Origin of the sequence: Actinoplanes missouriensis 431 (assembly GCF_000284295.1) — a bacterium.
GTDB lineage: Bacteria > Actinomycetota > Actinomycetes > Mycobacteriales > Micromonosporaceae > Actinoplanes > Actinoplanes missouriensis.
Window position 1 is genome coordinate 148,149 of record NC_017093.1, and the last position, 21,409, is coordinate 169,557.

The window sequence follows — 21,409 nt, forward strand, 5'->3', positions numbered from 1 at the left end:
GTGAGATTCAGACCGAAGGCGCCGGGATGACGCGCGATCGCGAGGACGACGAGGTCGCGGCCTTCGTCCGGGCGCGTTACGGGCGGCTGCTCCGAACCGCCTACCTGCTGTGCGGGGATCACGGCAGAGCCGAGGACCTGGTCCAGACGACGCTGGCCAAGACGGTGATGGCCTGGTCCCGGCTGCAGCATTCCGAGAGCATCGATCACTACGTTCAGCGGGTCCTGGTCAACACGTTCGTGAGTTCGCGGCGGCGCCGGTCCTGGTGGGAGCAACCCTTCGGCCGGCTGGTGGAGAGCCGGGCGCGGGACGAGTACGCGGGAGTGGAGCAGCGCGACTGGCTACGCCGGGCGTTGAACGGGTTGCCGGCCCGGCAGCGTGCGGCGATCGTGCTGCGCTTCTACGAGGACCTGTCGGAGCAGGACACGGCACACGCGTTGGGCTGCTCGGTGGGAACGGTCAAGAGTCTCTCGTCCAGAGGTCTGCAGACCCTGCGTGCACGGTGGGCCGAGGCCGACGCGGCGGAACACGAGGTGCGATATGCATAGTCCGGCAGAACTGCGCGCCGGCCTGGTCGAACTGGCCGAGCCGGTCACACCCACCGAGGGCTACGAGCACCGGGTCCTCCGGCGGGCCCGGCGGATCCGTGGCCGGCGGCGCTTCGCCTCCGGGACGGCCGCCGCGGTGTGCCTGGCGGTGCTGGTGACGATGTTCCGGGTACTCGGGATCGGGTCGGCCGCACACCTCGCGGCAGTGCCAGCGGACGGGCCGTTCCTGGGGTGGCCGCCTGTGGGTGACGTGGACACCGGCCTCGTGCGTGAGGCCACCTCCGTGTGGGGCCGTGCTGGTCCGCACACGGGTATTCGCACTCTGGTGGCGACGCGGAACATGCATCTGCGCTCGGTGGTCGTCCTTCAGGGATACGACGAGCAGGGCACAGCACGGTTGGCGTTCTTCACCAGTGATCAGAGCGCGTCGGATGCCTTGCGGTTGCGCGCCGATCGGCCGGCGCCCGATCCGGTGAAGACGCAGGCGATCAGCCTGGTCAGTCCTCGGCTGACCGGAGCGACGGGCGAGGTCAGCACCGACGGCTGGGGTACGTACGTTCTCGCGATCGCCATGCCGGGTGTCACCACGGTGCGGGCGTCGAGTGCGGCGATCGACGTTGAGATGGTCGGCGAACCCGACGCGCCCACCAGCCGCCTCATCGTGTACAGCATTCCGCTGCAGGGGACCGCCGAGACGACGACCATCACCGGCTTCGTCAGGCCGGACCGGCCGCTTGCCCGTACCACGAAGGTGTTTGAGGTGGCGGGTGAAGGCGGTGCCGTGGGGGACGCGCGAGCCGTGCCCGCCGAGGTGACGAGCCGGACCGGTCAGCACCTGGTCGTGACGTTCGCGGAGGGTGGCGCGGTGAGGCCGGGCCAGTTCGCTGTCGTGACCGAGGGCCTGGTCGGACGCGTCGCGGCAGTCGACGAGACCCGCAGCGAAGCCACCATCGACCTGATCACCAGCCCGGCCTTCAGCGGCGAGGTGTACACCAACATCAGCGATGTGCCGGGTTCCGTGCGCGGAACCGGGGAGAAGCTCGTGATGGAGAACGTTCCCGTCGAGGGCGAGATCTACCAGGGCAACCGTGTCCTGATGCCGGATCCGTCCCAGCGGAGCAGGCAGATCGGGGCGGTCACGATCGGGCGGGCCACCACGGACAAGGCTGCGGACGCCGACACGGTGGAGCTCACGCCCACGGCGGATCTCGCCCGCCTGGAGAAGGTGTCGATCATGACGCCGTCCGCCGGCCGCTGACGCCGTGCCCGGGGCGTAAAGGACCTCGGGACGTAAAAGGGCCCGCGCTGTCACGGGGGAGACGGCGCGGGCCTGTACGCAACGATAGCCACGATCCGCGAGTTGATCGAGAGCTGGCGCCGAACACATAGGGAAACCACAGGAAAGGCGACGGCCCGGCCGCGCGGGCGACCGGGCCGTGCTGGTGTTGCGGTATTACCGGCGCGGAGCCGGGACTGGCTCGCGCTTGGCCGGAACCTCGATCTCGGAGGAGCGAGCCGAGGAAGCCGCGGAGGAGCTCAGAGCGGAGGCCGATGCGCTCGAGCCCGGCACGAGGGAGTACTCGCAGTTGGTCACCGTGGCGCCGGCGTAGGCGACGCAGTGGTCACCGATCGCGGTGTTCGTTCCGCCGTCCACCTTGTCCGTCGCGGCCGGGCTGCCGACCCAGTTGTCGTCGTCGTCCAGGCTCTCGGCGAACAGGTAGTCGTCGCCCGCCTCGCCGGCGACGACGTCGTTGCCGAGGTCGCCCCACAGGTTGTCGTTGCCGTCGCCGCCGTAGACCGCGTCGTTGCCGGTGAGGCCGTCGACGTAGTCGTCGCCGGCGCCGCCCCACTGGCGGTCGTTGCCCTCGCTGCCGAAGAGGTCGTCGTCGCCGGCGTCGCCGTAGAGCGTGTCGTTGCCCTCTTCGCCGTCGAGGTAGTCGTTGCCGGCGCCACCGCTCACGGTGTCGTCACCGGCCTCGCCCCACAGCTTGTCGTTGCCGTTCTCGCCCCACACCTTGTCGTTGCCGGTGCCGGCGAGGACCCAGTCGTTGCCGTCGCCGGTGTACAGCTTGTCGTTGCCGGCGTCGCCGTAGATGTCGTCGTTGCCGGTGCCACCGCTCAGGGTGTCGTCACCGGCGCGGCCGGACAGCTCGTCGTTGCCGTTCTCGCCGCTGATCGAGTCGTTGTGCGCGCCACCGTCGAGTACGTCGTTGCCGTCGCCGCCGCGCAGCCCGTCGTTGCCGTCCCGGCCGTACAGTTTGTCGTTGCCGGCCTCGCCGTAAACGGAGTCGTTGCCGGCGCCCGCGTCGAGCGTGTCGTTTCCGGCGCCGCCGGCCAGCCGGTCGTTGCCGGTGTTGCCGTAGACGACGTCGTTTCCGGCGTCGCCGTACGCCTTGTCGTTGCCGGCGCCCGCGTCGATCCAGTCGTTGCCGGTGCTGCCGTAGACGACGTCGTTACCGGCCTCGCCGTACACCCGGTCGTTGCCGCCCTTGCCGTTGATCTTGTCGTTGCCCGCGCCGCCGCGCAGGGTGTCGGCGCCGCCGCCACCGGTCAGGGTGTCGTTGCCGGTGCCGCCGTTCGCGACGAGCGCGACGTTGGTCTTGTTGTTCACCACGTCGTTCTTGTCGCCCAGCGCTGCGGTGATCTTGGCGGTCTTCTTCGACGTGGTGCACTTGACCTTGGTCGCGTCGACCTTCTTGCAGCCCTTGCCGGCCTTGAGGGCCACCCGGTCGTCGAGCGTCACGGTACGGCCGGAGATCGTGATCGTGAGGGCGTTCGTCGCACCCGCGGCGGCCGAGAACTGGACCGCGTTGGTGCCGACGACCTTCGCGCTGCCGGCCGCGGCCGCCTGCGCCGGCGAGGAGAAGAGCGCTGCCGAGACGACGGCGGTGGCCAGCAGGCCGATCGACGTCATCGCCCGGCGGCGGGCGAGGTGGTTGAGAAGCATGGAGATCTCCAGTGAAGGGGAAGTTACTTGGTGAGCGCCGACTCGAGACGCGCCTTCGTCTCGGTCAGGGCGGGGTTCAGGTGGCCGGACACCGTGTCGCTGCCGGTGCCCGCGTCGAGGACGTCGCTTCCGGTGCCGCCCGTCCGGTTCAAAGGAACACGCGAAATACCCCCCGTTGGGTCGGAGGGCGCGCGCCATTTCGGGCGTTCTTCCCCCGTGCTGCACATCTCAACGGATATTGATGGTTACGCCAAGACCCAAACCGCAGAACGGGACCGTACCGACGCAGTGTTCATCTTCCAGTAAGACCAGGGACTTCTCAGCACCCGATCTCGGCGCCCGGGCGGCTCGCGGTGGGCTGCATGACGACCCAGAGCCGTTCCACGCCGGGTAATTCACGAATCCTCGGAATCGGCGCGCAATCGAACTCACGCCCTTCTGAGGTCAATCGGAACGACTCGGACATGCTTTCCACCTGTACGCCGGCAACCCGTTCCGGATCGTCTTTCCATTCCTTCCGGAATCGGGTGAGCGCCTCCTCACGGCTTTCGAAGACGACCTCACCCGGCACATCGTCCAGTTCGGACCGGACAGCGGCCTTGTGCTCCTCCGTGGCGGAGTCAGCCAGCTCCACGGTGACCTCGAAGGAGCGCACCGGCGCGTACCGCCATCCGGACACGAGCATGACCGTGCTGGAGGCGGCCGCGCCGGCGAACAGCGCCGCTGCGGCCACCACCAGCATCACGAACGGGCGTCGTGGTTCGGTGCTCAGCGGACCTTCACCGCCGCACTGGTGGCGCCGGCATCCGCGTACCCGGCCTTCTTGGTGGTCACCGTGACGGTGATCTTCTTGGTGCGCCAGGCGCTCTTCAGCTTGAGGGTGCGACCGGTCGCGCCCTTGATCACCTTGCCGTTGACCTTCCACTGGTACCGGTACGAGTCCGCCTTCGGCGACCAGGTGCCGGGACTCACGGTCAGCTTCTTGCCGGCCTTGGCCGTACCGGTGATCTTGGGTTTCTTGGTGGCTTTCGGGGCCTTGCCCTTGGCCACCGCGGCGGTCGGCGCCGAGGCCGACGTGCCGGAGTAGTGGCCGGTGCGCTTCGCGGTCACCGTGACGGTGAGCCGCTTGCCCACGACCGAGGCCGGAACGGTCAATGTGGACCCGGTCGCGCCCTTGATCGCGACACCGTTTGCCGCCCACTGGTAGGCGTAGGACGTCGCGGCCGGCGACCAGGTGCCCGGCGCGACCTTGAGCACGTTGCCGACGGCGGCCGTGCCGGAGATCGCCGGACGCTTCGTAGCCTGCGGTTTCGCCTGCGGAGCGACGGTGAACGCCTTGGCGAGCACGACCGGGGACTGCCCGCCGCCGTACGGCCGGACCGTCACCGAGGCCACCCCGAGCGGCGCTCCGGCAAGGTTCACGTCGGCCGTCATGGTGGTGCCGTCCGCCGACACCGACTTGACCGTTCCGGTCACCGTCCGGCCACCCGGCAGCTTCACCTGCAGGACGTCCTTGCGGTGCAGGTTCGCACCCTTCAGCGTGATCGCCCGGACGGCACCGCCCGGCACGGCGGCCGGGTTGACCGAGGTGACCTTCACGGCGGCCGGCGCCACCCGGAACCGGTACTTGGTGACCTGCGAGCTGATGCTGCCGTTGTAGCTCTGGACGGAGAGCACGTAGTCACCCGCCGCCGAGGGGGTCCAGTTCACCGTCGCGGACTTGTCCGAATTCGCCGACACCCATCGGGGATCGTCGCCGCCGAACCAGTAACGGAAGTCGGTCACGTACGGCAGCCGCGGCCGGAAGGTGAACGTGCCCGGGACCAGCCGTGCGGCGCCGGTCGCCGGGAACTCGGCGGACGTGATGGTCGGCCCGTTCGAGACGCTCCACGACAGGCTGCCGTCGTCGGTGCTGATGCCGGCGGCGTTGCGGGCCACCACGCGGACCCAGTGCGTGCCGTACGTGGCCGGCGTGTGCTGGAAGGTGACGCTGCCGTCCGCGGCCGGCTTCAGCGTCCGCTGGGTGGCCGGGTCGTCGTTCACGCTCACCGTGTACGCGGTGACACCGGTCATCTCGGTCCGGGCGACGAACGTCGCCGTGCTGCCCGGCACGTCCCCGCCCGTCCGGGTGATCGACGGTGCGGCGCCGTCCACCGACAGGCCGATCCAGCGCGGCTGGGAGAGCGTCGCGCCCTTGCTCTGGACGTAGAGCCCGAGCAGGTCGCTGTTGTCCGCGAGCCAGTTGATGTCGGCGGTGCCGTCGGCCTTCGCCTTGACGGTGAACTTCTCGGGCGTCGGGTTCGGCGTGTACGTCGCCAGCCAGTAGACGTACTCGGTGACCGAAGAGGCCCGCGGCTTCGCGTGCAGGGTGACCCGAGAGCCGATGACGACCCTCTGGTTGAGGTCGTGGGTGATCGTCGGACCGTCGTCGACCAGGAACCGGTACGCCCGTTCCGGGGACCTGGTCCCGCCCAGGACGAGCCGCACGTACAGCGTCTGCACGCCGGCCTTGGTCGGCGCGATGCTCACCTTGGCATCGCCCTCGGCGTCGGCCGGGACGCTCGCCCAGGACCCCTCCGAGCCGATCCGCCACTCGAACGCGTCGGCGCCCTTCCCGCCGCTGAACTGGAACTCACCGGCGATGCCCACGTTGTACTGCAGGTTCGCGCAGCAGCCGGCCTCCGACGACTCGGGGTACGCCGCCGAGAACACTCCCGGGCGGGTCTCCCGGACGTTGAACTGGTAGTCCCCCCGATCGGACCAGTTGCCGGCCCGGTCGACGGCGGACACGGCGACGGAGTGGGAGCCGGACGCCGACGGCGTGAACTCGACGGTGACCGGATCGCCGAGCGCCGGAGCGTCCACCGACGACCATTCGTCGGGGTTCTGGCCCTCACTCGAATAGAACCGGTACCGGTAACCGACGGTGTCCTCGGACGCGGTGGTCAGCGTGAACCGGCCGGGAACGCCGATGCCACCCGAGTAGACCTCGCTCGGGTAATCCGCCGAGGCGATCGCCGGTGCCTCGCCACCGGTCCGGTCGACCGTGTAGTAGCAGGTGTCGCTCCACGGCGAGGAGTCCGCGCCGTCGAGCACCCGGGCCCGCCACGCGTAGGTGACCCCGTCCAGCTGCGTCTCGGGGGACTCGATCTGGACGTACAGCCGTTTGCCGGACAGTGAGTCGTCCCGGTGGAACACCGTCTCCGGGCGGTCGACGTCCCAGTACTCGAAGTCCTGCCGGGCCGTGGCGCTGACCGGCTCGCCGGAATACGTGCCGCCCAGCGTCACCGCCCGGGCGTCGTTGAGCATCTCCGGGCTGAGGTACGGCCCCGGAGCGCTGGTGGCGCACGCCTGACCGGCGGTGATCAGGTCGGCAGGCGCGCCGGCCGCGGCCGCGGCGGGTCCGGCGCCGAACCCGGCCAGGGCGCCCGAGGCGAGAAGCGAAGTGGTGGTGATCGCGACAAGACGACGGAACAAGATGGATCCTCCCCAGGATCCGGGCGGCAAGATCCACCGCGCGGTGCCGCGATCATAGGACGCTGCCGTACCGACGCGCTGCCCCGGGGAAGCAACCCGCATGAGGAAAGTGAGCCCCTTGATGGCCGCTGACCGTTCCACGAGAGTGATAGCGGTCGGATACCGAGGAGGGCGACGTCGTGCAGACTTTCACGAACGAAGCGGAACAGGCGGCCTACACCCTGGCGGAAGCGCTGAGCGACAAGGCGATGTCCTGCATGAAGAGCGCCGAGGAGGCGGGTGAGGCGTTCCGCACCGGCAAGATGGCGATGCGCCGGCAGTTCAAGGCGCGCGGACTGTCCGAAGCGGAAGCCGACATCCGCTGGTCCGGCACGTCGCAGGCGGCCCGGGCGATCGCCGACAACCAGTTCTTCATGTCCCAGGCCTCGATGTACAACAACGCCGCCGCCACCCAGTACGCCAAGGCCCTTTACCTCAAGAAGGGCTGACCTCGGGCCCGCCGAGGTGGGCCTGCTGCCCGGCACGGTAACCGCGCACCCGCCCGCTGCCCTGCAGCCGACGGGGCGGCATCTTCGCCAGTCTGGGGTACGTCTCGTCGCGTCGCCGCTCCACCAGATCGGTGCGGTCGACCAGAACCAGCTCGGCGCCGGGCGTCTCGGCCGCGGCTGCCTGTTCCGCGGACCGCAGTCGCGCGCTGACCGCCTGGCTGTACCCGACCAGCCAGGACCGCCGGTAGGCCGCCGGGTGCTCACCGAACGGCACCGGGCTCGCCGCCAGCCCGTGCGCGGCCTGCACCAGCAGCGACGTGAAGAGCAGCTCCACCCGTTCCAGGTCGGCGGCATGCCCGAACAGGTGACTCCGGGCCAGCCCGCCCCGATCGAGATGGACGACCCGGCATCGCATCGGGGCCGCCACGGCCGCGAGCAGGCCGGCCTTGTCCCGGGCGTAAGGCGGGTCGATCGTGACGATGCGGTCCCCGACCGGGTCGGCCGCCGGATCGGCGACGGCGAGCATGGCCTGATCGACGCCGTACTTCGCGATCAGCGCGGCGGCCTTCTCGGTGAACGCCTCGGCTTCACCGGGCGTGCAGGCCGGGTCCTCGGCCATCGCGAGCAGCTTGCGCACGCGGGCCAGCAGGCTTTCATCCACATCCATCGGGTACGGGTGGAGCCGGCGTCACGCGGCCCGGCGGCGCAGGGTCGCAACGGTGGATCCGGCGAGCGCCAGCAGGCAGTCCGGCAGCTGGCCGTCGGCAATCGCCGCACCGAACAGCGCCTCACCGGTGGGGAAGTCGGCGTTCACATACGCGCTGACGAAGCGGGCCACCCACCGCTTGTCGTACTGCGCGTCGTCGATGCCGGGGAACTCCAGGGTCCAGGCGCCGCTGCCGGGCAGCTGCCCGACCATCGTCGCCGCCAGGCACCATGCGACGTCCCACGCGCCGACGACACCCTCACGGTCGACGACCGCGTCGAAGGTGTCGGCCACAGCAGCGCTGTCGCCGCTGATCGCACACTGAAGGATCTGCGCGGCGTCGTCGAATGCGTGCTGTGGTACTTCGGTCACGCAAGAAAAGGTACGTCCAGCCGTCAAGGAACGCTCGCGGACTCCGGGATTTCACGCACCACGGAGCAAGCAGGTGATCCGCGCCGTGCAGACCCGCTCACCCGACTCGTCGGTGAGCACCACCTCGTACGTCGCCACCGCACGTCCCCGGTGCACCGGCAGGGCCACGCCGGTGACCAGCCCGGACCGAGCCGCCTTGTGGTGAGTGGCGTTGATGTCGACACCCACCGCGAACGGCCGGTCCACGGTCTGCCCGTGCATCACCGCGCCGACCGAGCCGAGCGTCTCGGCGAGCACGCAGGACGCGCCACCGTGCAACAACCCGTACGGCTGAGTGTTGCCCTCCACCGGCATGGTCCCGACGACCCGCTCGGCGCTCGCCTCGGTGATCGCGATACCCATCCGCTCGGCGAGCGCCCCACCGCCGTTGCTGGTGAACAGATGCTGCATGCCGTCTTCCGCTATATCCACGACGGCGTACGTTACCGCTGCTCCTTGTGCGGCCCAGCGACAACCGTCACAGGGGCAGGAGTGATCCGCCGAGGCCGCGGGTACGTGGAGGGCCCGACGAGAGGAGCACCATGAGCGAGCCGCAGGAGATCATCGAGACCCGGGGCGAGTACCGGGTGGACCTGCTCAGACAGGATGCGAACGGTGACGGTCTCACCGACGTCTGGGTCTCCGACACCGACGGCGACGGCAAGCCCGACCTCTACCAGTTCGACACCGACGGCGACGGCCTGGTCGACGTGACGATGGTCGACCTCGACGAAGACGGCACCCCGGACAAAATCGTCGACGGCGATGGCGGCCTGCCTCCAGTGGCCTGACCGCCGGCGTCACTCGTTCCCCGCGCACGTGTGAAGTTCGGCTGCGAATGAAAGGCGTCGCGCGGCGGCCGGCCGCGGGTTCCGCATGTCGGCCGGTCGCAGATCGTGGAGTTTCGCGGGGCCGGCTGGTGCTCAGTGTCGTCCGCCCGGCTTTCTGGGAGCACTGGAAGCCAGCCGGGCGGCGTGAGCTGGCTCGCAGTGCTGTAGCAGGGGCGGTCCGACAGCGCTGTGCACCAGCCGGACCAGCCGGCGCTCAGCGCGACAGCACTGGCCACCAGCCGGACCAGCTGGCGCGCAGCGCTGATCCCGGATGTGGAGTTCGGGCGGCTCGCGGGTACCAGAGGGCACCTCGGCGGCGGCGGAAAAGGGCCGGAAAGCAAAACGTCCACCGTGCGTTTCCGCAGGTGGACGGTGCTCAGTGCCCGGCGAGAGGCCTGGTGGCCAGGGGCGGGGTCGAACCGCCGACCTTCCGATTTTCAGTCGGACGCTCGTACCAACTGAGCTACCTGGCCGTGCTTGGTGTTGCGGTCCTGACGGGACTTGAACCCGCGACCTCCGCCTTGACAGGGCGGCGAGCACTCCAACTGCTCCACAGGACCTTGCTTTGGTTCCTTAGCAACTCGCGCTGCTAACTTACCAGTACCCCCAACGGGATTCGAACCCGTGCTACCGCCTTGAAAGGGCGGCGTCCTAGGCCACTAGACGATGAGGGCAACTCCGCCATCATTGCACACCTCGCTGGTGGCGAGATCGCAACGCTGGTGGCCTTCGCCTCAACCGCGTCCCGTTGAGTGCTCGCAAAGCATATGTGATCCCCCGGGCGGTCTCCAAATCGGTACCCCCCTTTTTCTCCACACGTCTCTGACCTGCAGAAACGTGGGCCTCAGTCGGAGGTTGCCCGGACGATGAGACGGACTGCGTTCGCAAGATCACCGAGGGTGGTGACGGTGGGTGGCAGGCCTTCGACGGGCCAGCCGGGGCCGGCTGCGGCGAGGATCAAGGGCGGATGGGGTACGGCCAGGATTCGCTCCAGCTGATCGACACTCCCGCTCCCCGGCAGCTGGGACCAGAGCACCACCACGACCGGCCCGGTGCGGTTCACGGCGTCCAGGAGGGCCTGTGACGGCACCCGGGCGCCCAGCAACCGCGTCGGCACCCCCTGCTCGGCCAGCGCGGCGGCGAGCGCCTCCAGCGGCAGCGTGTGCTGTTCCTCGTCGGCGGCGGCGAGCAGGGTCCGGGGTTCGCGGTCACGGGGCGGCCGGGGCACGGCGGCGAGCACCTCGGTGACGGTGCGGGACAGCAGATGCTCGACCTCGATGAACCGTGCGGTGGCTTCGTATCGCTCGCCGATGCCGATCAGCACCGGCATGATCACGTGGATCCAGGCGAGGATCACGCCGCGGCCGGTGACCGCGGCCTCGATGATGTAGCGCATCGACGGCCCGTCGAGCCGCATCGCCGCCCGGGCCAGCCCGCGAGCGGCCGGATTGGCCCGCGGTCCGAGCGGAATGGTCTGCCCACCCCCGGCCGGGGCGCCGCCTCCAAGATCGGCCGGAGCGCCGCCCACACGAGCCGCAGGCACGCAGTCCACCGGATCAGCCGGCCTCCCGGCGCCAGCAGAGGAAGCGCCATCAGAAGAAGCGCCATCAGAGGAAGCGCCAGCAGAAGAAGCGTCATCCGAGGAAGCGTCAGCAGAAGAAGCGTCATCCGAGGAAGCGCCGGAGCCGCCGGAAGCCGCGGGCGGAGAACCAGCGAGATCAGGAGCCGCGAGCCCCGGCGACCCGCCCGAGGCGTCGGGTGACCCCCCGGACATCGAAGCGTCCGACGGCGCCCGCCGTGCCCACGCAGCAGCCGCCGCCGGCGACACCCCCTGAGCCGTGAGCCGCTGCATGACCTGCAGACGGACCATGTCCTCGACGGTGTATCGCCGGTGATGCCCGGGCTCGTGCCGGCTCGGCCCGAGCCCGTACCTCTGATGCCACGTTCGCAGGGTGGTGACCGCGACGCCGAGCCGGCGCGCGGCGGCCCCCGCGCTCAGGCCCTCATTTGCCACCTGACCGCTCCGGGGACCTTTCCGACAGATGGGTAACCAGGCGGTCCGTCACACCGCCGAGCCACGGCGCGTACGTTTCCGGATCGCTCGCCAGGCGGGCGAGGAGATCCGGCACGGACACCCAGAGAAGACGTGCCACCTCGGCCGGGTCCGGCCGGAACTGGGTGCCGACCGGCAGCCGGCCGAGCAGCACGTGGTCGTACTCCCGTTCCACCCGGCCGGTCATCGGGTCCTCGGCGAAGTACGAGTACACGCCGGCTTCCACGAACGGCACCCCGGCGACGCCGAGTTCCTCACCGAGGCGCTCGGCGGCGGCACCGGCCACCGTCGATCCCGGCGCCGGATGCCCGCAGCAGGTGTTGCCCCAGCGCAGCGGGAACCGGGTCTTGGTCGCGGCCCGCTGCTGCAGCAGCACCCGGTCCTGGTCGTCGATGAGGAAGACCGAGAACGCCCGGTGCAGCTGCCCCGGGGCGGTGTGCGCGTCCGCGACAGTGGCCGAGCCCACCGTGGTGCCGGCCTCGTCGACGAGCTCGACGAGGTGGGTCTCCCGCGAACTCACCGGGCACCCCCGGTGACACGCGCGGCGGCCAGCTTGCCGGAGATCAGCACCATCGGCACGCCGACGCCGGGCTGGGTGCCGGAACCGGTGAACACGACGTTGGGCAGTGTCGGGTGCATGTTCGACGGGCGGAACGGGCCGGTCTGCGCGAACGTGTGCGCGGCCGCGAACGGGGTACCGGCGGCCATGCCCTCGTCGGCCCAGTCGGCGGGCGTGACGATCCGCTGTACCTCGACGCCGTCGCGGAACCCGATGTAGCCCCGCTGCTCGAGCACCCGCAGGATCTCGTCGGCGTACCGCTTGTCGAGGCCGCCGCGCCAGTCCATCGGGCCGGCTTCGAGGTTGGGCGCGGGCGCCAGCACGTAGTAGGTCTGCTTGCCCTCGGGCGCGTACGCCGGGTCGGTGTGGGTCGGGTTGGTCACCAGCAGCGAGGGGTCGCTCATCAGCAGGCCCTTGTTGATGACCTCGTCGAACGTACCCTTCCAGGCTTTTCCGAAGTGGATGTTGTGGTGCGCGATCTTCGAGTAGGCGCGGTCCGAGCCGATGTGCAGGACCACGCAGGACGGCGAGTAGCGCAGCGGGCGGCGGCGCTTGCCGGGCAGCAGATCCCGGTACGCGATCGGCAGGTCCGGGTTGAGCACGACGACGTCGGCGGGGATGTGATCGCCACCGGCCGTGACGACGCCGGTGGCCCGGCCGTTCGTGGTGAGCACGCGCTCGACGGTGGTGTCGTACCGGATCGTCACGCCGTGCTTCTCGGCCACCGCGGCCATCGCCTTCGGCACCGCGTGCATGCCGCCGACCGGGAAGTAGACCCCGGCCACCGAGTCGAGGTACGCGATGACGGCGTAGATGGCGAGCGCGTCGTGCGGCGCGAGCCCGGCGTACATCGCCTGGAACGAGAAGATCCGCTGGGTGCGCGGGTCCCGGAAGAACTGCTCGATCTTGGGTTGCATGCGCCGGAACGCGCCCATCCCGAGCAGCTTCAGCAGGCCCACGTTCACGAGGTCGAGCGGGGTGTCGAGGTTCTTGTCGATGAAGTCGTCGCGTTCCAGCTGCCAGAGCCGCCGGGTGTAGTCGACGAACCGCAGGTAGCCGTCGGCCTCCCGGGCGCCGCAGACCCGGGCGATCTCGGCGGCCATCCGGGTGGTGTCGGTGCGGATGTCCAGGGTCGAGCCGTCCGGGTAGTACGCCCGGTACGCCGGGTCGAGCGGCCGCAGCTCCAGCCAGTCCTCGAGTTTCTCGCCGACCGCGGCGAGCGGCTCGGCGATCAGTTCCGGCATGGTCAGCACGGTCGGCCCGGTGTCGAACTCGTAGCCGCCGACGGAGAGACGGCCGGCTCGGCCGCCCGGTATCGGTTCGCGTTCGACGACGGTGACCTGCCGGCCGGCCGCAGCGAGATGAAGAGCGCAGGCGAGGCCGCCGAGGCCGGCGCCGACCACGACGACCCGGTCGGTGGGTCCGGTCACTACACGCACGAGGGGAGCTCCAAAGAGAGGGGGGAGAACATCATGCCGGTCGCTGCGTCGCGGCGGTTGCCAAGTCGATGAGGGCGGCGCGCGCGTCCGGGTGAATCGGTGCTTCGGAGAGAGCCGCCAAGCCTTCGTCCACCCGTACCCGGATCATCTCTTCGATCCGGCGCGGCGCGCCGGTCTCCGCGATGATCTGCGCGCGCCTGGCTATGTCGCCGTCGGCGAACGCGGCGAGCTGGGCGTCGGTGGACATCCGGCGGGCGAGCATGAGCAGGGTGGTGGGCTTGCCGGTTCGCAGATCGTCCGCGGCCGGCTTGCCGGTGACCGCCGGGTCGCCGTAGACGCCGAGCATGTCGTCACGCAGCTGAAAGGCTTCGCCGATGGTGGTCCCGTAGACCCGGAACGCCTCGTCGAGCCGCCGGTCGCCGCCGGCCAGCGCCGCGCCGAAGGAGAGCGGCCACTGGATCGTGTAGCTCGCCGTCTTGTGCCGGGCCACGGTCAGCGCCCGCTCCACCGACCAGGAAGCGGGGTCGCTCTCGCCGAGAACGTCGAGGTACTGCCCGGCGATCGCCTCGACGCGCATCCGGTCGTAGCGGTCGCGCACCTCAAGCAGGGTGGCGGCGGGCAGCCGGGTGCGGCTCAGCAGCTGGTCGGCCCAGACCAGGCAGAGGTCGCCGACCAGGATCGCGGCCGAGCCGCCGAAGTGCTCGCCGTGCTGCGAGGCGAAGATCCGATGAGCGGTGGGACGGCCGCGCCGGGTGTCCGACTCGTCCATCAGGTCGTCGTGGACCAGCGCGAACGTGTGCATGAGTTCGAGAGCGCCGAAAGCGGGTAAGACGGACTCGACCGGCTCGGTGGGGCCGACGACGCCCCGCCACCCCCAGTACGCGAACGTCGGCCGCAGCCGTTTTCCACCGGCCATGACGAGGTCGCGGGCGGTGCGGGCGAAACCGCCGAGCGCCGGGTCGACGGCATCCAGGGCAGCGATCTGAGAGGCGAGGAAGTCGGCGAGGGTCCCCTCGACGGCGCCGATCAGCGCTCGTTGCGAGACCGACTGGCGCGGGATCGCTTCGCAGCGACTTCCCTCGAGGGTGTGATTGGCCACGCGGAATACCGTACCCTAACTTCTTGAAGTTGCGTCGATTCGTGCGTCGATTTTGCCGGAGGCCCGGGATGGATACCGATTTGGCGGCTGCCTATGAGCGCTGCCGTGAACTGCACCGAGAGCACGGGCGGACGTACTACCTCGCGACCCGCTTGCTACCTGCCTGGAAGCGCCGGCACGTCCACGCTCTGTATGGATTCACCCGATATGCGGACGAAATCGTCGATCGCACCGAGTCCCGGCCGTCGGCCGAGCGGGCCGCGCTGCTCACCGAGTGGTCCCAGGAGTTCCTGGCCGGGCTGCGCGGGGAGCCGACCGCCGACCCGATCCTGCCCGCGGTGCTGCACACCATCGCGGTCTTCGACCTCGACCTCGAAGATTTCGAGAAGTTCCTGCGCAGCATGGCGATGGACATCACGGTCACGACGTATCGGACCTACGACGACCTGCTGGATTACATGGAGGGCTCGGCCGCCGTCATCGGCACGATGATGCTGCCGATCCTCGGCTCCTCCGACCCGGTCGCCGCCCGCGAGCCGGCCCGCCAGCTCGGGTTCGCCTTCCAGCTGACGAACTTCATCCGGGACGTCGCCGAGGACCTCGACCGCGGCCGCGTCTACCTGCCCGAGGAGCACCTGGAGGAGTTCGGCCTGACCCGTCGCGTCCTGCAGCGCCGGATCGCCACCCCGGCGGTGAAAGCGCTGATCAAGGCGGAGGTGGCCCGGGCCCGGGAGCACTACGCCGCCGCCGCGCCCGGCATACCGATGCTCGAGCCGGCCTCGCAGGCCTGCATGCGCACCGCGTTCCAGCTCTACGGCGGCATCCTCGACGAGGTCGAGGCGGCCGACTACGACGTCTTCGCCCGCCGGGCCACCGTGCCCAACCGCCGCCGGGCCGCCGTCGCGGTCCGCAGCCTGCTCACCCGGCCGGGTACGCCGATCGCGAGCGCGGCCTGATGGACACGGCAGTGGTCCTGTTCACCCGGGACCTGCGCGTGCACGACAACCCCGCGCTCGCCGAGGCGTGCGCGGGGGCGGAGCGGGTGATCCCGCTCTACGTCCTCGATCCGACGCTGGCCGGGCTCTCCGGCAACCGGTCGCGATTCCTCCATCAGTGCCTGGCCGACCTGCGGGAGCAGCTCCGGGAGCGCGGTGGTGACCTGGTCGTCCGCACCGGCGATCCGGTTGCCGAGGCGATCCGGGTGGCCCGCGAGCACGACGCCGCAACCATTCACCTGGCGGCCGACGTCAGCGGGTACGCGCGCCGCCGGGAACGCCGGCTCACCGACGAGGGCGAACGGCACCGGATCGCGGTCCGCCTTCACCCCGGCGTGACGGTCGTGGATCCGGGCGTGCTCCGGCCGGGCGGCGGAGGCGACTGCTACAAGGTCTTCACCCCGTACTTCCGGATCTGGTCGCAGACGCGGTGGCGCGCCGAGGCGCCCGTGCCGCAGCGGGTCACGCTTCCGGACGGCATCGCGGCCGGGCACCTTCCGGCGATCCCGGACGGCGACTCCCCCCATGCCGCCGAGGGCGGCGAAACCGTCGGCCGGCGCCGGCTCACCGCCTGGTTGAGCTCGATTGACGGGTACGGGATAGACGCGTACCCGGATGTGCACGACGACCTGCCGGCCGACCGGACGAGCAGGCTCAGCCCGTACCTGCGCTGGGGTTGTCTCTCCCCGCTGGCTCTCGCCGAGGCAGCCCGGACGCGCGACGCCGAAGCCTTCGTCCGCCAGCTCTGCTGGCGCGACTTCTACTACCAGGTCGCGCGGGTGTTCCCGAAGCTGTCGACCGAGCCGCTGCGGCCGGGCGGCGACCGGGGCTGGCGATACGACGAGGACGCGCTCGCGCACTGGCAGGACGGGCTCACCGGCGTCCCGGTCGTCGACGCCGGGATGCGCCAGCTGCGCGCCGAGGGATGGATGCACAACCGGGCCCGTCTGATCACCGCGGCCTTCCTCACCAAACACCTGGGCCTGGACTGGCGGGCCGGCGTCGACTGGTTCTTCCGCTGGCTGATCGACGGGGACGTGCCGAACAATTCCGGCAACTGGCAGTGGGTGGCCGGAACGGGGAACGACACCAGGCCGGGACGGCGGTTCAATCCGATCCGGCAAGCGCTCCGATTCGATCCCGAAGGCGTGTACGTTCGGCGCTACGTACCGGAGCTCAAAGGCATCGACGGCCCGGCCGTGCACCAGCCATGGCGTCTGCCCAAGCCGGTCCTCGACTATCCCGGGCCATTGGAGTCCCACCGGGACGAGGCGGTGTGGCTTCGGGGTTGAATTCCCGCCCGGTTCGCCGGGTGGGGTTGAGCGGGGCTCGCCGGTGTTGCGTCCGTCAAAACGTTCAACCGGTGGGCCCCGCGACGCTACCGCCTTCAGTGCTTAGCTGGACGGCATGGGCGAAGCACGGCAAGTAGATGTAGTGGTTCTCGGTCTTGGCGTCGGCGGCGAGGAGGTCGCCGGGCGGCTCGCCGCGGCCGGTCTGAACGTGGTCGGCGTCGAGAACAACCTGGTCGGCGGTGAGTGCCCGTACTGGGGCTGCATACCCACGAAGATCATGGTCCGGGCCGGATCGGCGCTGGCCGAGGCACGGCGGATCCCCGGGCTGGCCGGCACGGCGACCGTCGAGCCGGACTGGGCGCCGGTCGCCAAGCGGATCCGCGACGAGGCGACCGACGACTGGAACGACAAGGTCGCCGTGGATCGATTCACCGGCAAAGGCGGCCATTTCGTACGGGGGACGGGTGTCATCACCGGACCGGGGCGCGTCCGAGTCGGTGACGAGGAATACAGCGCCTCCCGTGGCGTCGTCGTCGCCACCGGAACCGCGGCGGTCATCCCGCCGATCGACGGTCTGGCCGGCACGCCGTACTGGACGAACCGGGACGCCGTGGAGACCGCCACCCTGCCCGGCTCGCTGCTGATCCTCGGCGGCGGCGCGATCGGCACCGAGTTCGCGCAGGTCTTCGCGCGCTTCGGCGTTCAGGTCACGATCATCGAGGGGTCCGACCGGATCCTCGCCATGGAGGAGCCGGAGTCGTCCGCCGTGGCTGCGGCGGTGCTGGCAGCGGACGGGGTGACCATCAAGCTCGGTGTCCACGCCTCCGCCGTCGCGCACTCCCCGGAGGGTTTCGCCGTCACGCTCACCGACGGCTCGACGGTGACCGGCGAGAAACTGCTCGTCGCGACCGGCCGCAAGGCTCGCCTCGGCGAGATCGGCCTGGACCCCGCGGAGCGTTTCCTCACCACCGACGAGCGGATGCGCGCCGGCGACAAGCTCTGGGCGGTGGGCGACGTCACCGGCAACGGCGCGTTCACCCACATGGCGATGTACGAGGCGGACATCGCGGTCCGCGACATCCTCGGGCAGGGCGGTCCCGGCGCTGACTACCGCGCCCGGCCGCGTGTCACCTTCATCGACCCGGAGATCGGCGCGGTCGGACTCACCGAGAAGCAGGCCCGTGACGCCGGCCTCGACGTGCGGGTCGGGCACGTCCCGCTCTCCGCGACCTCCCGGGGCTTCATCCACGGCCCGGGCAACGAGGGCTTCATCAAGGTGATCGCCGACAACGCCACGGGTGTGCTGGTCGGCGCGACCACGGCCGGGCCGGCCGGCGGCGAGATGATCGGCGCGCTGTCGGTGGCCGTGCACGCGGCGGTACCGATCGAGACGCTGCGGAGCACCATCTGGGCGTACCCCACGTTCCACCGCGGCATCGGCTCCGCAATCGAGGCGCTTGCCTGAGTTTGGGGTGTCCCGGCCGGGGAACGCCTTTTGACATGTTGCGGCAGGCGATCACCCGGCTCGAACAGACCGAAGCGCTCGACGGCGCCAGCGACGCCATCCAGTCGGCGGTGAGTTCCGCGGTCCGCCCACGCGGGCTGCGGGACCTCCTGCACGGCACGAAGATGGGCCATCCGCTGCACCCGGCGCTGGTGCAGGTGCCGGTCGGCGCCTTCATCTCGGCGGCGGTGCTGGATCTGGTGCCGGGCGCCTCGAAGGCGGCCACCACGCTCATCGCGGTGGGGACGGCCGCTGTTCCGCCTGCCGCGATCGCCGGCTGGGTGGACTGGTCGGAGATGACCAAGGACCGGCGGCGCGTCGGGCTCGTCCACGCCGCCACCAACCTGGTCGCTACCGCCCTCTACGCGAGTTCGCTGGTGGCCCGGCTCACCGGGCACGCCGGTCGCGGCCGGGCACTGGCCTATGCCGGGCTGTCGGTTGCCGGAGCGGGCGCTTTCCTGGGCGGTCATCTCTCGTACGCCCAGGGCGGGGCGATCAGCCATGCGGCGCCCGAGGTCGCTCTGGTCCCGGAAGAGTGGACCGCGGTGAGCTCGCTGTCGTCGCTCCCGGATCGCAAGGTCACCGTGCGCAAGGCCGGGGACGTGCCGGTTCTGCTGTACCGCCGTGGCGATCAGGTGTCCGCGCTGATCGAGCGGTGCTCACACGAGGCGGGACCGCTCGGCGAGGGCGAGGTGATCGGGAGCGGTGCGAACGCGTGCGTGGTGTGTCCGTGGCACGGGAGCACGTTCCAGCTGAGCGACGGACGGGCCGTGCACGGGCCGGCCGGGAACGATCAGCCGGTCCTGCCGGTGCGGGTCCGCGAGGGCATGGTCGAGGTCCGCCGACCGTAGATCGTCGATATACCTGCGCTGACCTGCGAGAACGCGAGACACTGGGACCCGATTTGGAGAGCGGGAAACCAGCGGGTAATGTTTTCCGAGCCGGCAGGGAAACGGGCGAGCAAGCGGATCGGAACTTCAGATCAGCGCAGCGGCCGTCCTGCCAAATCCTTCGAATCGGATCCACGGCGTAGCTGTGGGCTGTGCCGAGGGACGTACTGGGCTAGATCGGCACCAACCGGGATAAACCGGTTGACAACGCCGGGAGGGCCTAGTAAAGTAGAGCGAGTGCCCCGGGGGCGGGCCGCGAGAGCGGTTCGAACGAAGGTGTGCGGTTGTTCTTTGAGAACTCAACAGGGTGCTTGATAAGCCAGTGCCAATTATGGCAATACCCCGGCCTGTCTTCGGATGGGTTGGAGATTCCTTTGGCAACATATCATGTTGCTGGGAATCAGATTTTCCACAGATTTTGTTGGAGAGTTTGATCCTGGCTCAGGACGAACGCTGGCGGCGTGCTTAACACATGCAAGTCGAGCGGAAAGGCCCTTCGGGGTACTCGAGCGGCGAACGGGTGAGTAACACGTGAGTAACCTGCCCCGAACTTTGGGATAACCCTCGGAAACGGGGGCTAATACCGAATACGACACGCCTTCGCATGGGGTGCGTGTGGAAAGTTTTTCGGTTCGGGATGGACTCGCGGCCTATCAGCTTGTTGGTGGGGTAATGGCCTACCAAGGCGACGACGGGTAGCCGGCCTGAGAGGGCGACCGGCCACACTGGGACTGAGACACGGCCCAGACTCCTACGGGAGGCAGCAGTGGGGAATATTGCACAATGGGCGGAAGCCTGATGCAGCGACGCCGCGTGAGGGATGACGGCCTTCGGGTTGTAAACCTCTTTCAGCAGGGACGAAGCGCAAGTGACGGTACCTGCAGAAGAAGCGCCGGCCAACTACGTGCCAGCAGCCGCGGTAAGACGTAGGGCGCGAGCGTTGTCCGGATTTATTGGGCGTAAAGAGCTCGTAGGCGGCTTGTCGCGTCGAATGTGAAATCTCGGGGCTCAACTCCGAGCTTGCATTCGATACGGGCAGGCTAGAGTTCGGTAGGGGAGACTGGAATTCCTGGTGTAGCGGTGAAATGCGCAGATATCAGGAGGAACACCGGTGGCGAAGGCGGGTCTCTGGGCCGATACTGACGCTGAGGAGCGAAAGCGTGGGGAGCGAACAGGATTAGATACCCTGGTAGTCCACGCTGTAAACGTTGGGCGCTAGGTGTGGGGACCCTCTCCGGGTTTCTGCGCCGCAGCTAACGCATTAAGCGCCCCGCCTGGGGAGTACGGCCGCAAGGCTAAAACTCAAAGGAATTGACGGGGGCCCGCACAAGCGGCGGAGCATGCGGATTAATTCGATGCAACGCGAAGAACCTTACCTGGGTTTGACATCGCCGGAAAACTCGCAGAGATGTGGGGTCCTTCGGGGCCGGTGACAGGTGGTGCATGGCTGTCGTCAGCTCGTGTCGTGAGATGTTGGGTTAAGTCCCGCAACGAGCGCAACCCTCGTCCCATGTTGCCAGCATTCAGTTGGGGACTCATGGGAGACTGCCGGGGTCAACTCGGAGGAAGGTGGGGATGACGTCAAGTCATCATGCCCCTTATGTCCAGGGCTTCACGCATGCTACAATGGCCGGTACAAAGGGCTGCGATACCGTGAGGTGGAGCGAATCCCAAAAAGCCGGTCTCAGTTCGGATCGGGGTCTGCAACTCGACCCCGTGAAGTCGGAGTCGCTAGTAATCGCAGATCAGCAACGCTGCGGTGAATACGTTCCCGGGCCTTGTACACACCGCCCGTCACGTCACGAAAGTCGGCAACACCCGAAGCCGGTGGCCTAACCCGTAAGGGAGGGAGCCGTCGAAGGTGGGGCTGGCGATTGGGACGAAGTCGTAACAAGGTAGCCGTACCGGAAGGTGCGGCTGGATCACCTCCTTTCTAAGGAGCATTCTTCTGCCGAAAGGTGGACAGAAATCCTGCGGTTCGCGAATGACGAATCGAGGAGCTCATAGGCGGAGACACTGGCTAATTAGATCTGGCAACGGCCGGCATCGCTAGTACAGCCTTCGGGCGTGGAACGTGGGTTGGTGCGGCTGGAATCTGGTGATGAGCACCCTGTTGGGTATCTGAAAGAACAACCTTGCCGGCGAGGCCGGTGGTTGTTTTTCAATGCCAG

Annotated in this window: 19 protein-coding genes, 3 tRNA genes and 1 rRNA gene; 9 read left to right on the forward strand and 14 right to left on the reverse strand. The window is 69.1% G+C overall.

Annotated features, from left to right (window positions below; all coding sequences use genetic code 11):
* Positions 1-26 precede the first annotated feature (26 nt).
* Entirely contained in the window at positions 27-548 is a 522-nt protein-coding gene (locus AMIS_RS00675) for a SigE family RNA polymerase sigma factor (protein WP_014440254.1), read from the forward strand.
* Positions 541-1,806, forward strand: coding sequence for a rod shape-determining protein MreC (locus tag AMIS_RS00680; protein ID WP_014440255.1), 1,266 nt, complete (start codon positions 541-543; stop codon positions 1,804-1,806). The genes AMIS_RS00675 and AMIS_RS00680 overlap by 8 nt, the downstream gene beginning before the upstream one ends.
* Before the next feature lie 195 nt (positions 1,807-2,001).
* On the opposite strand, the gene AMIS_RS40165 is transcribed toward AMIS_RS00680, so the two are convergent.
* The 4 genes from AMIS_RS40165 to AMIS_RS42205 form a co-directional block, all read right to left on the reverse strand.
* Positions 2,002-3,495, reverse strand: a complete 1,494-nt coding sequence (locus AMIS_RS40165) for a calcium-binding protein (RefSeq protein WP_014440256.1) — start codon at positions 3,493-3,495, stop codon at positions 2,002-2,004.
* A 23-nt stretch (positions 3,496-3,518) separates the two neighbouring features.
* On the reverse strand, positions 3,519-3,647 hold the full coding sequence (locus tag AMIS_RS44535) for a hypothetical protein (protein WP_269447703.1): 129 nt from the start codon (positions 3,645-3,647) through the stop codon (positions 3,519-3,521).
* A 167-nt stretch (positions 3,648-3,814) separates the two neighbouring features.
* A complete protein-coding gene (locus AMIS_RS00690; RefSeq protein ID WP_231859451.1) occupies positions 3,815-4,237 on the reverse strand; it encodes a permease-like cell division protein FtsX in 423 nt (140 codons plus the stop codon).
* A 26-nt stretch (positions 4,238-4,263) separates the two neighbouring features.
* The gene (locus AMIS_RS42205; protein WP_041829488.1) at positions 4,264-6,972 is read right to left on the reverse strand and encodes a hypothetical protein; all 2,709 of its coding nucleotides are present in this window, start codon (positions 6,970-6,972) and stop codon (positions 4,264-4,266) included.
* 179 nt (positions 6,973-7,151) lie between these two features.
* On the opposite strand from AMIS_RS42205, the gene AMIS_RS00700 reads away from it, so the two are divergent.
* Entirely contained in the window at positions 7,152-7,460 is a 309-nt protein-coding gene (locus AMIS_RS00700) for a hypothetical protein (RefSeq protein WP_014440259.1), read from the forward strand.
* Here AMIS_RS00700 and AMIS_RS00705 read toward each other — a convergent pair.
* The 3 genes from AMIS_RS00705 to AMIS_RS00715 are packed head-to-tail and all read right to left on the reverse strand — an operon-like array spanning position 7,447 to position 8,988.
* Positions 7,447-8,127 (reverse strand): DUF2786 domain-containing protein, encoded by a 681-nt coding sequence (locus AMIS_RS00705; protein ID WP_014440260.1) that lies wholly within the window; start codon positions 8,125-8,127, stop codon positions 7,447-7,449. The genes AMIS_RS00700 and AMIS_RS00705 overlap by 14 nt on opposite strands.
* Positions 8,128-8,148: 21 nt before the next feature.
* Positions 8,149-8,538, reverse strand: a complete 390-nt coding sequence (locus AMIS_RS00710; protein WP_014440261.1) for a hypothetical protein — start codon at positions 8,536-8,538, stop codon at positions 8,149-8,151.
* Between the two features lie 51 nt (positions 8,539-8,589).
* Positions 8,590-8,988: a hotdog fold thioesterase gene (locus AMIS_RS00715; RefSeq protein ID WP_014440262.1), complete on the reverse strand. Its 399-nt coding sequence runs from the start codon at positions 8,986-8,988 to the stop codon at positions 8,590-8,592.
* Positions 8,989-9,119: 131 nt separating this feature from the next.
* Here AMIS_RS00715 and AMIS_RS00720 point away from each other — a divergent pair, with 131 nt between their 5' ends.
* Positions 9,120-9,368, forward strand: a complete 249-nt coding sequence (locus tag AMIS_RS00720; RefSeq protein ID WP_014440263.1) for a hypothetical protein — start codon at positions 9,120-9,122, stop codon at positions 9,366-9,368.
* Between the two features lie 435 nt (positions 9,369-9,803).
* Here the strand turns inward: AMIS_RS00720 and AMIS_RS00725 are convergent.
* The 7 genes from AMIS_RS00725 to AMIS_RS00755 form a co-directional block, all read right to left on the reverse strand.
* A tRNA-Phe gene (locus AMIS_RS00725) sits at positions 9,804-9,880 on the reverse strand.
* Positions 9,881-9,893: 13 nt separating this feature from the next.
* A tRNA-Asp gene (locus tag AMIS_RS00730) sits at positions 9,894-9,967 on the reverse strand.
* A 41-nt stretch (positions 9,968-10,008) separates the two neighbouring features.
* Positions 10,009-10,081: transfer RNA gene (locus tag AMIS_RS00735), tRNA-Glu, on the reverse strand.
* 170 nt (positions 10,082-10,251) lie between these two features.
* The gene (locus AMIS_RS44915; protein ID WP_386933785.1) at positions 10,252-11,406 is read right to left on the reverse strand and encodes a MerR family transcriptional regulator; all 1,155 of its coding nucleotides are present in this window, start codon (positions 11,404-11,406) and stop codon (positions 10,252-10,254) included.
* A gap of 4 nt (positions 11,407-11,410) precedes the next feature.
* Positions 11,411-11,980 (reverse strand): isopentenyl-diphosphate Delta-isomerase, encoded by a 570-nt coding sequence (idi, locus tag AMIS_RS00745; protein ID WP_014440265.1) that lies wholly within the window; start codon positions 11,978-11,980, stop codon positions 11,411-11,413.
* Complete coding sequence (gene crtI / locus AMIS_RS00750) at positions 11,977-13,458, reverse strand: phytoene desaturase family protein (RefSeq protein ID WP_014440266.1); 1,482 nt, start codon at positions 13,456-13,458, stop codon at positions 11,977-11,979. Before crtI ends, idi begins: the two co-directional genes overlap by 4 nt.
* A 31-nt stretch (positions 13,459-13,489) precedes the next feature.
* Positions 13,490-14,557 carry a polyprenyl synthetase family protein gene (locus AMIS_RS00755; RefSeq protein ID WP_014440267.1) on the reverse strand — a complete coding sequence of 356 codons (1,068 nt, stop codon included), beginning with the start codon at positions 14,555-14,557 and terminating at the stop codon, positions 13,490-13,492.
* A 68-nt stretch (positions 14,558-14,625) separates the two neighbouring features.
* On the opposite strand from AMIS_RS00755, the gene AMIS_RS00760 reads away from it, so the two are divergent.
* From AMIS_RS00760 to AMIS_RS00780, 5 genes are all read left to right on the forward strand, one after another.
* On the forward strand, positions 14,626-15,513 hold the full coding sequence (locus tag AMIS_RS00760) for a phytoene/squalene synthase family protein (RefSeq protein WP_014440268.1): 888 nt from the start codon (positions 14,626-14,628) through the stop codon (positions 15,511-15,513).
* The gene (locus AMIS_RS00765; RefSeq protein ID WP_014440269.1) at positions 15,513-16,844 is read left to right on the forward strand and encodes a cryptochrome/photolyase family protein; all 1,332 of its coding nucleotides are present in this window, start codon (positions 15,513-15,515) and stop codon (positions 16,842-16,844) included. The genes AMIS_RS00760 and AMIS_RS00765 overlap by 1 nt, the downstream gene beginning before the upstream one ends.
* A 115-nt stretch (positions 16,845-16,959) precedes the next feature.
* Positions 16,960-18,309 (forward strand): dihydrolipoyl dehydrogenase family protein, encoded by a 1,350-nt coding sequence (locus tag AMIS_RS00770; RefSeq protein ID WP_014440270.1) that lies wholly within the window; start codon positions 16,960-16,962, stop codon positions 18,307-18,309.
* A gap of 35 nt (positions 18,310-18,344) precedes the next feature.
* Positions 18,345-19,199, forward strand: a complete 855-nt coding sequence (locus AMIS_RS00775) for a Rieske 2Fe-2S domain-containing protein (RefSeq protein WP_014440271.1) — start codon at positions 18,345-18,347, stop codon at positions 19,197-19,199.
* Positions 19,200-19,656: 457 nt separating this feature from the next.
* Positions 19,657-21,171: ribosomal RNA gene (locus tag AMIS_RS00780) — 16S ribosomal RNA — on the forward strand.
* Positions 21,172-21,409: the final 238 nt, after the last annotated feature.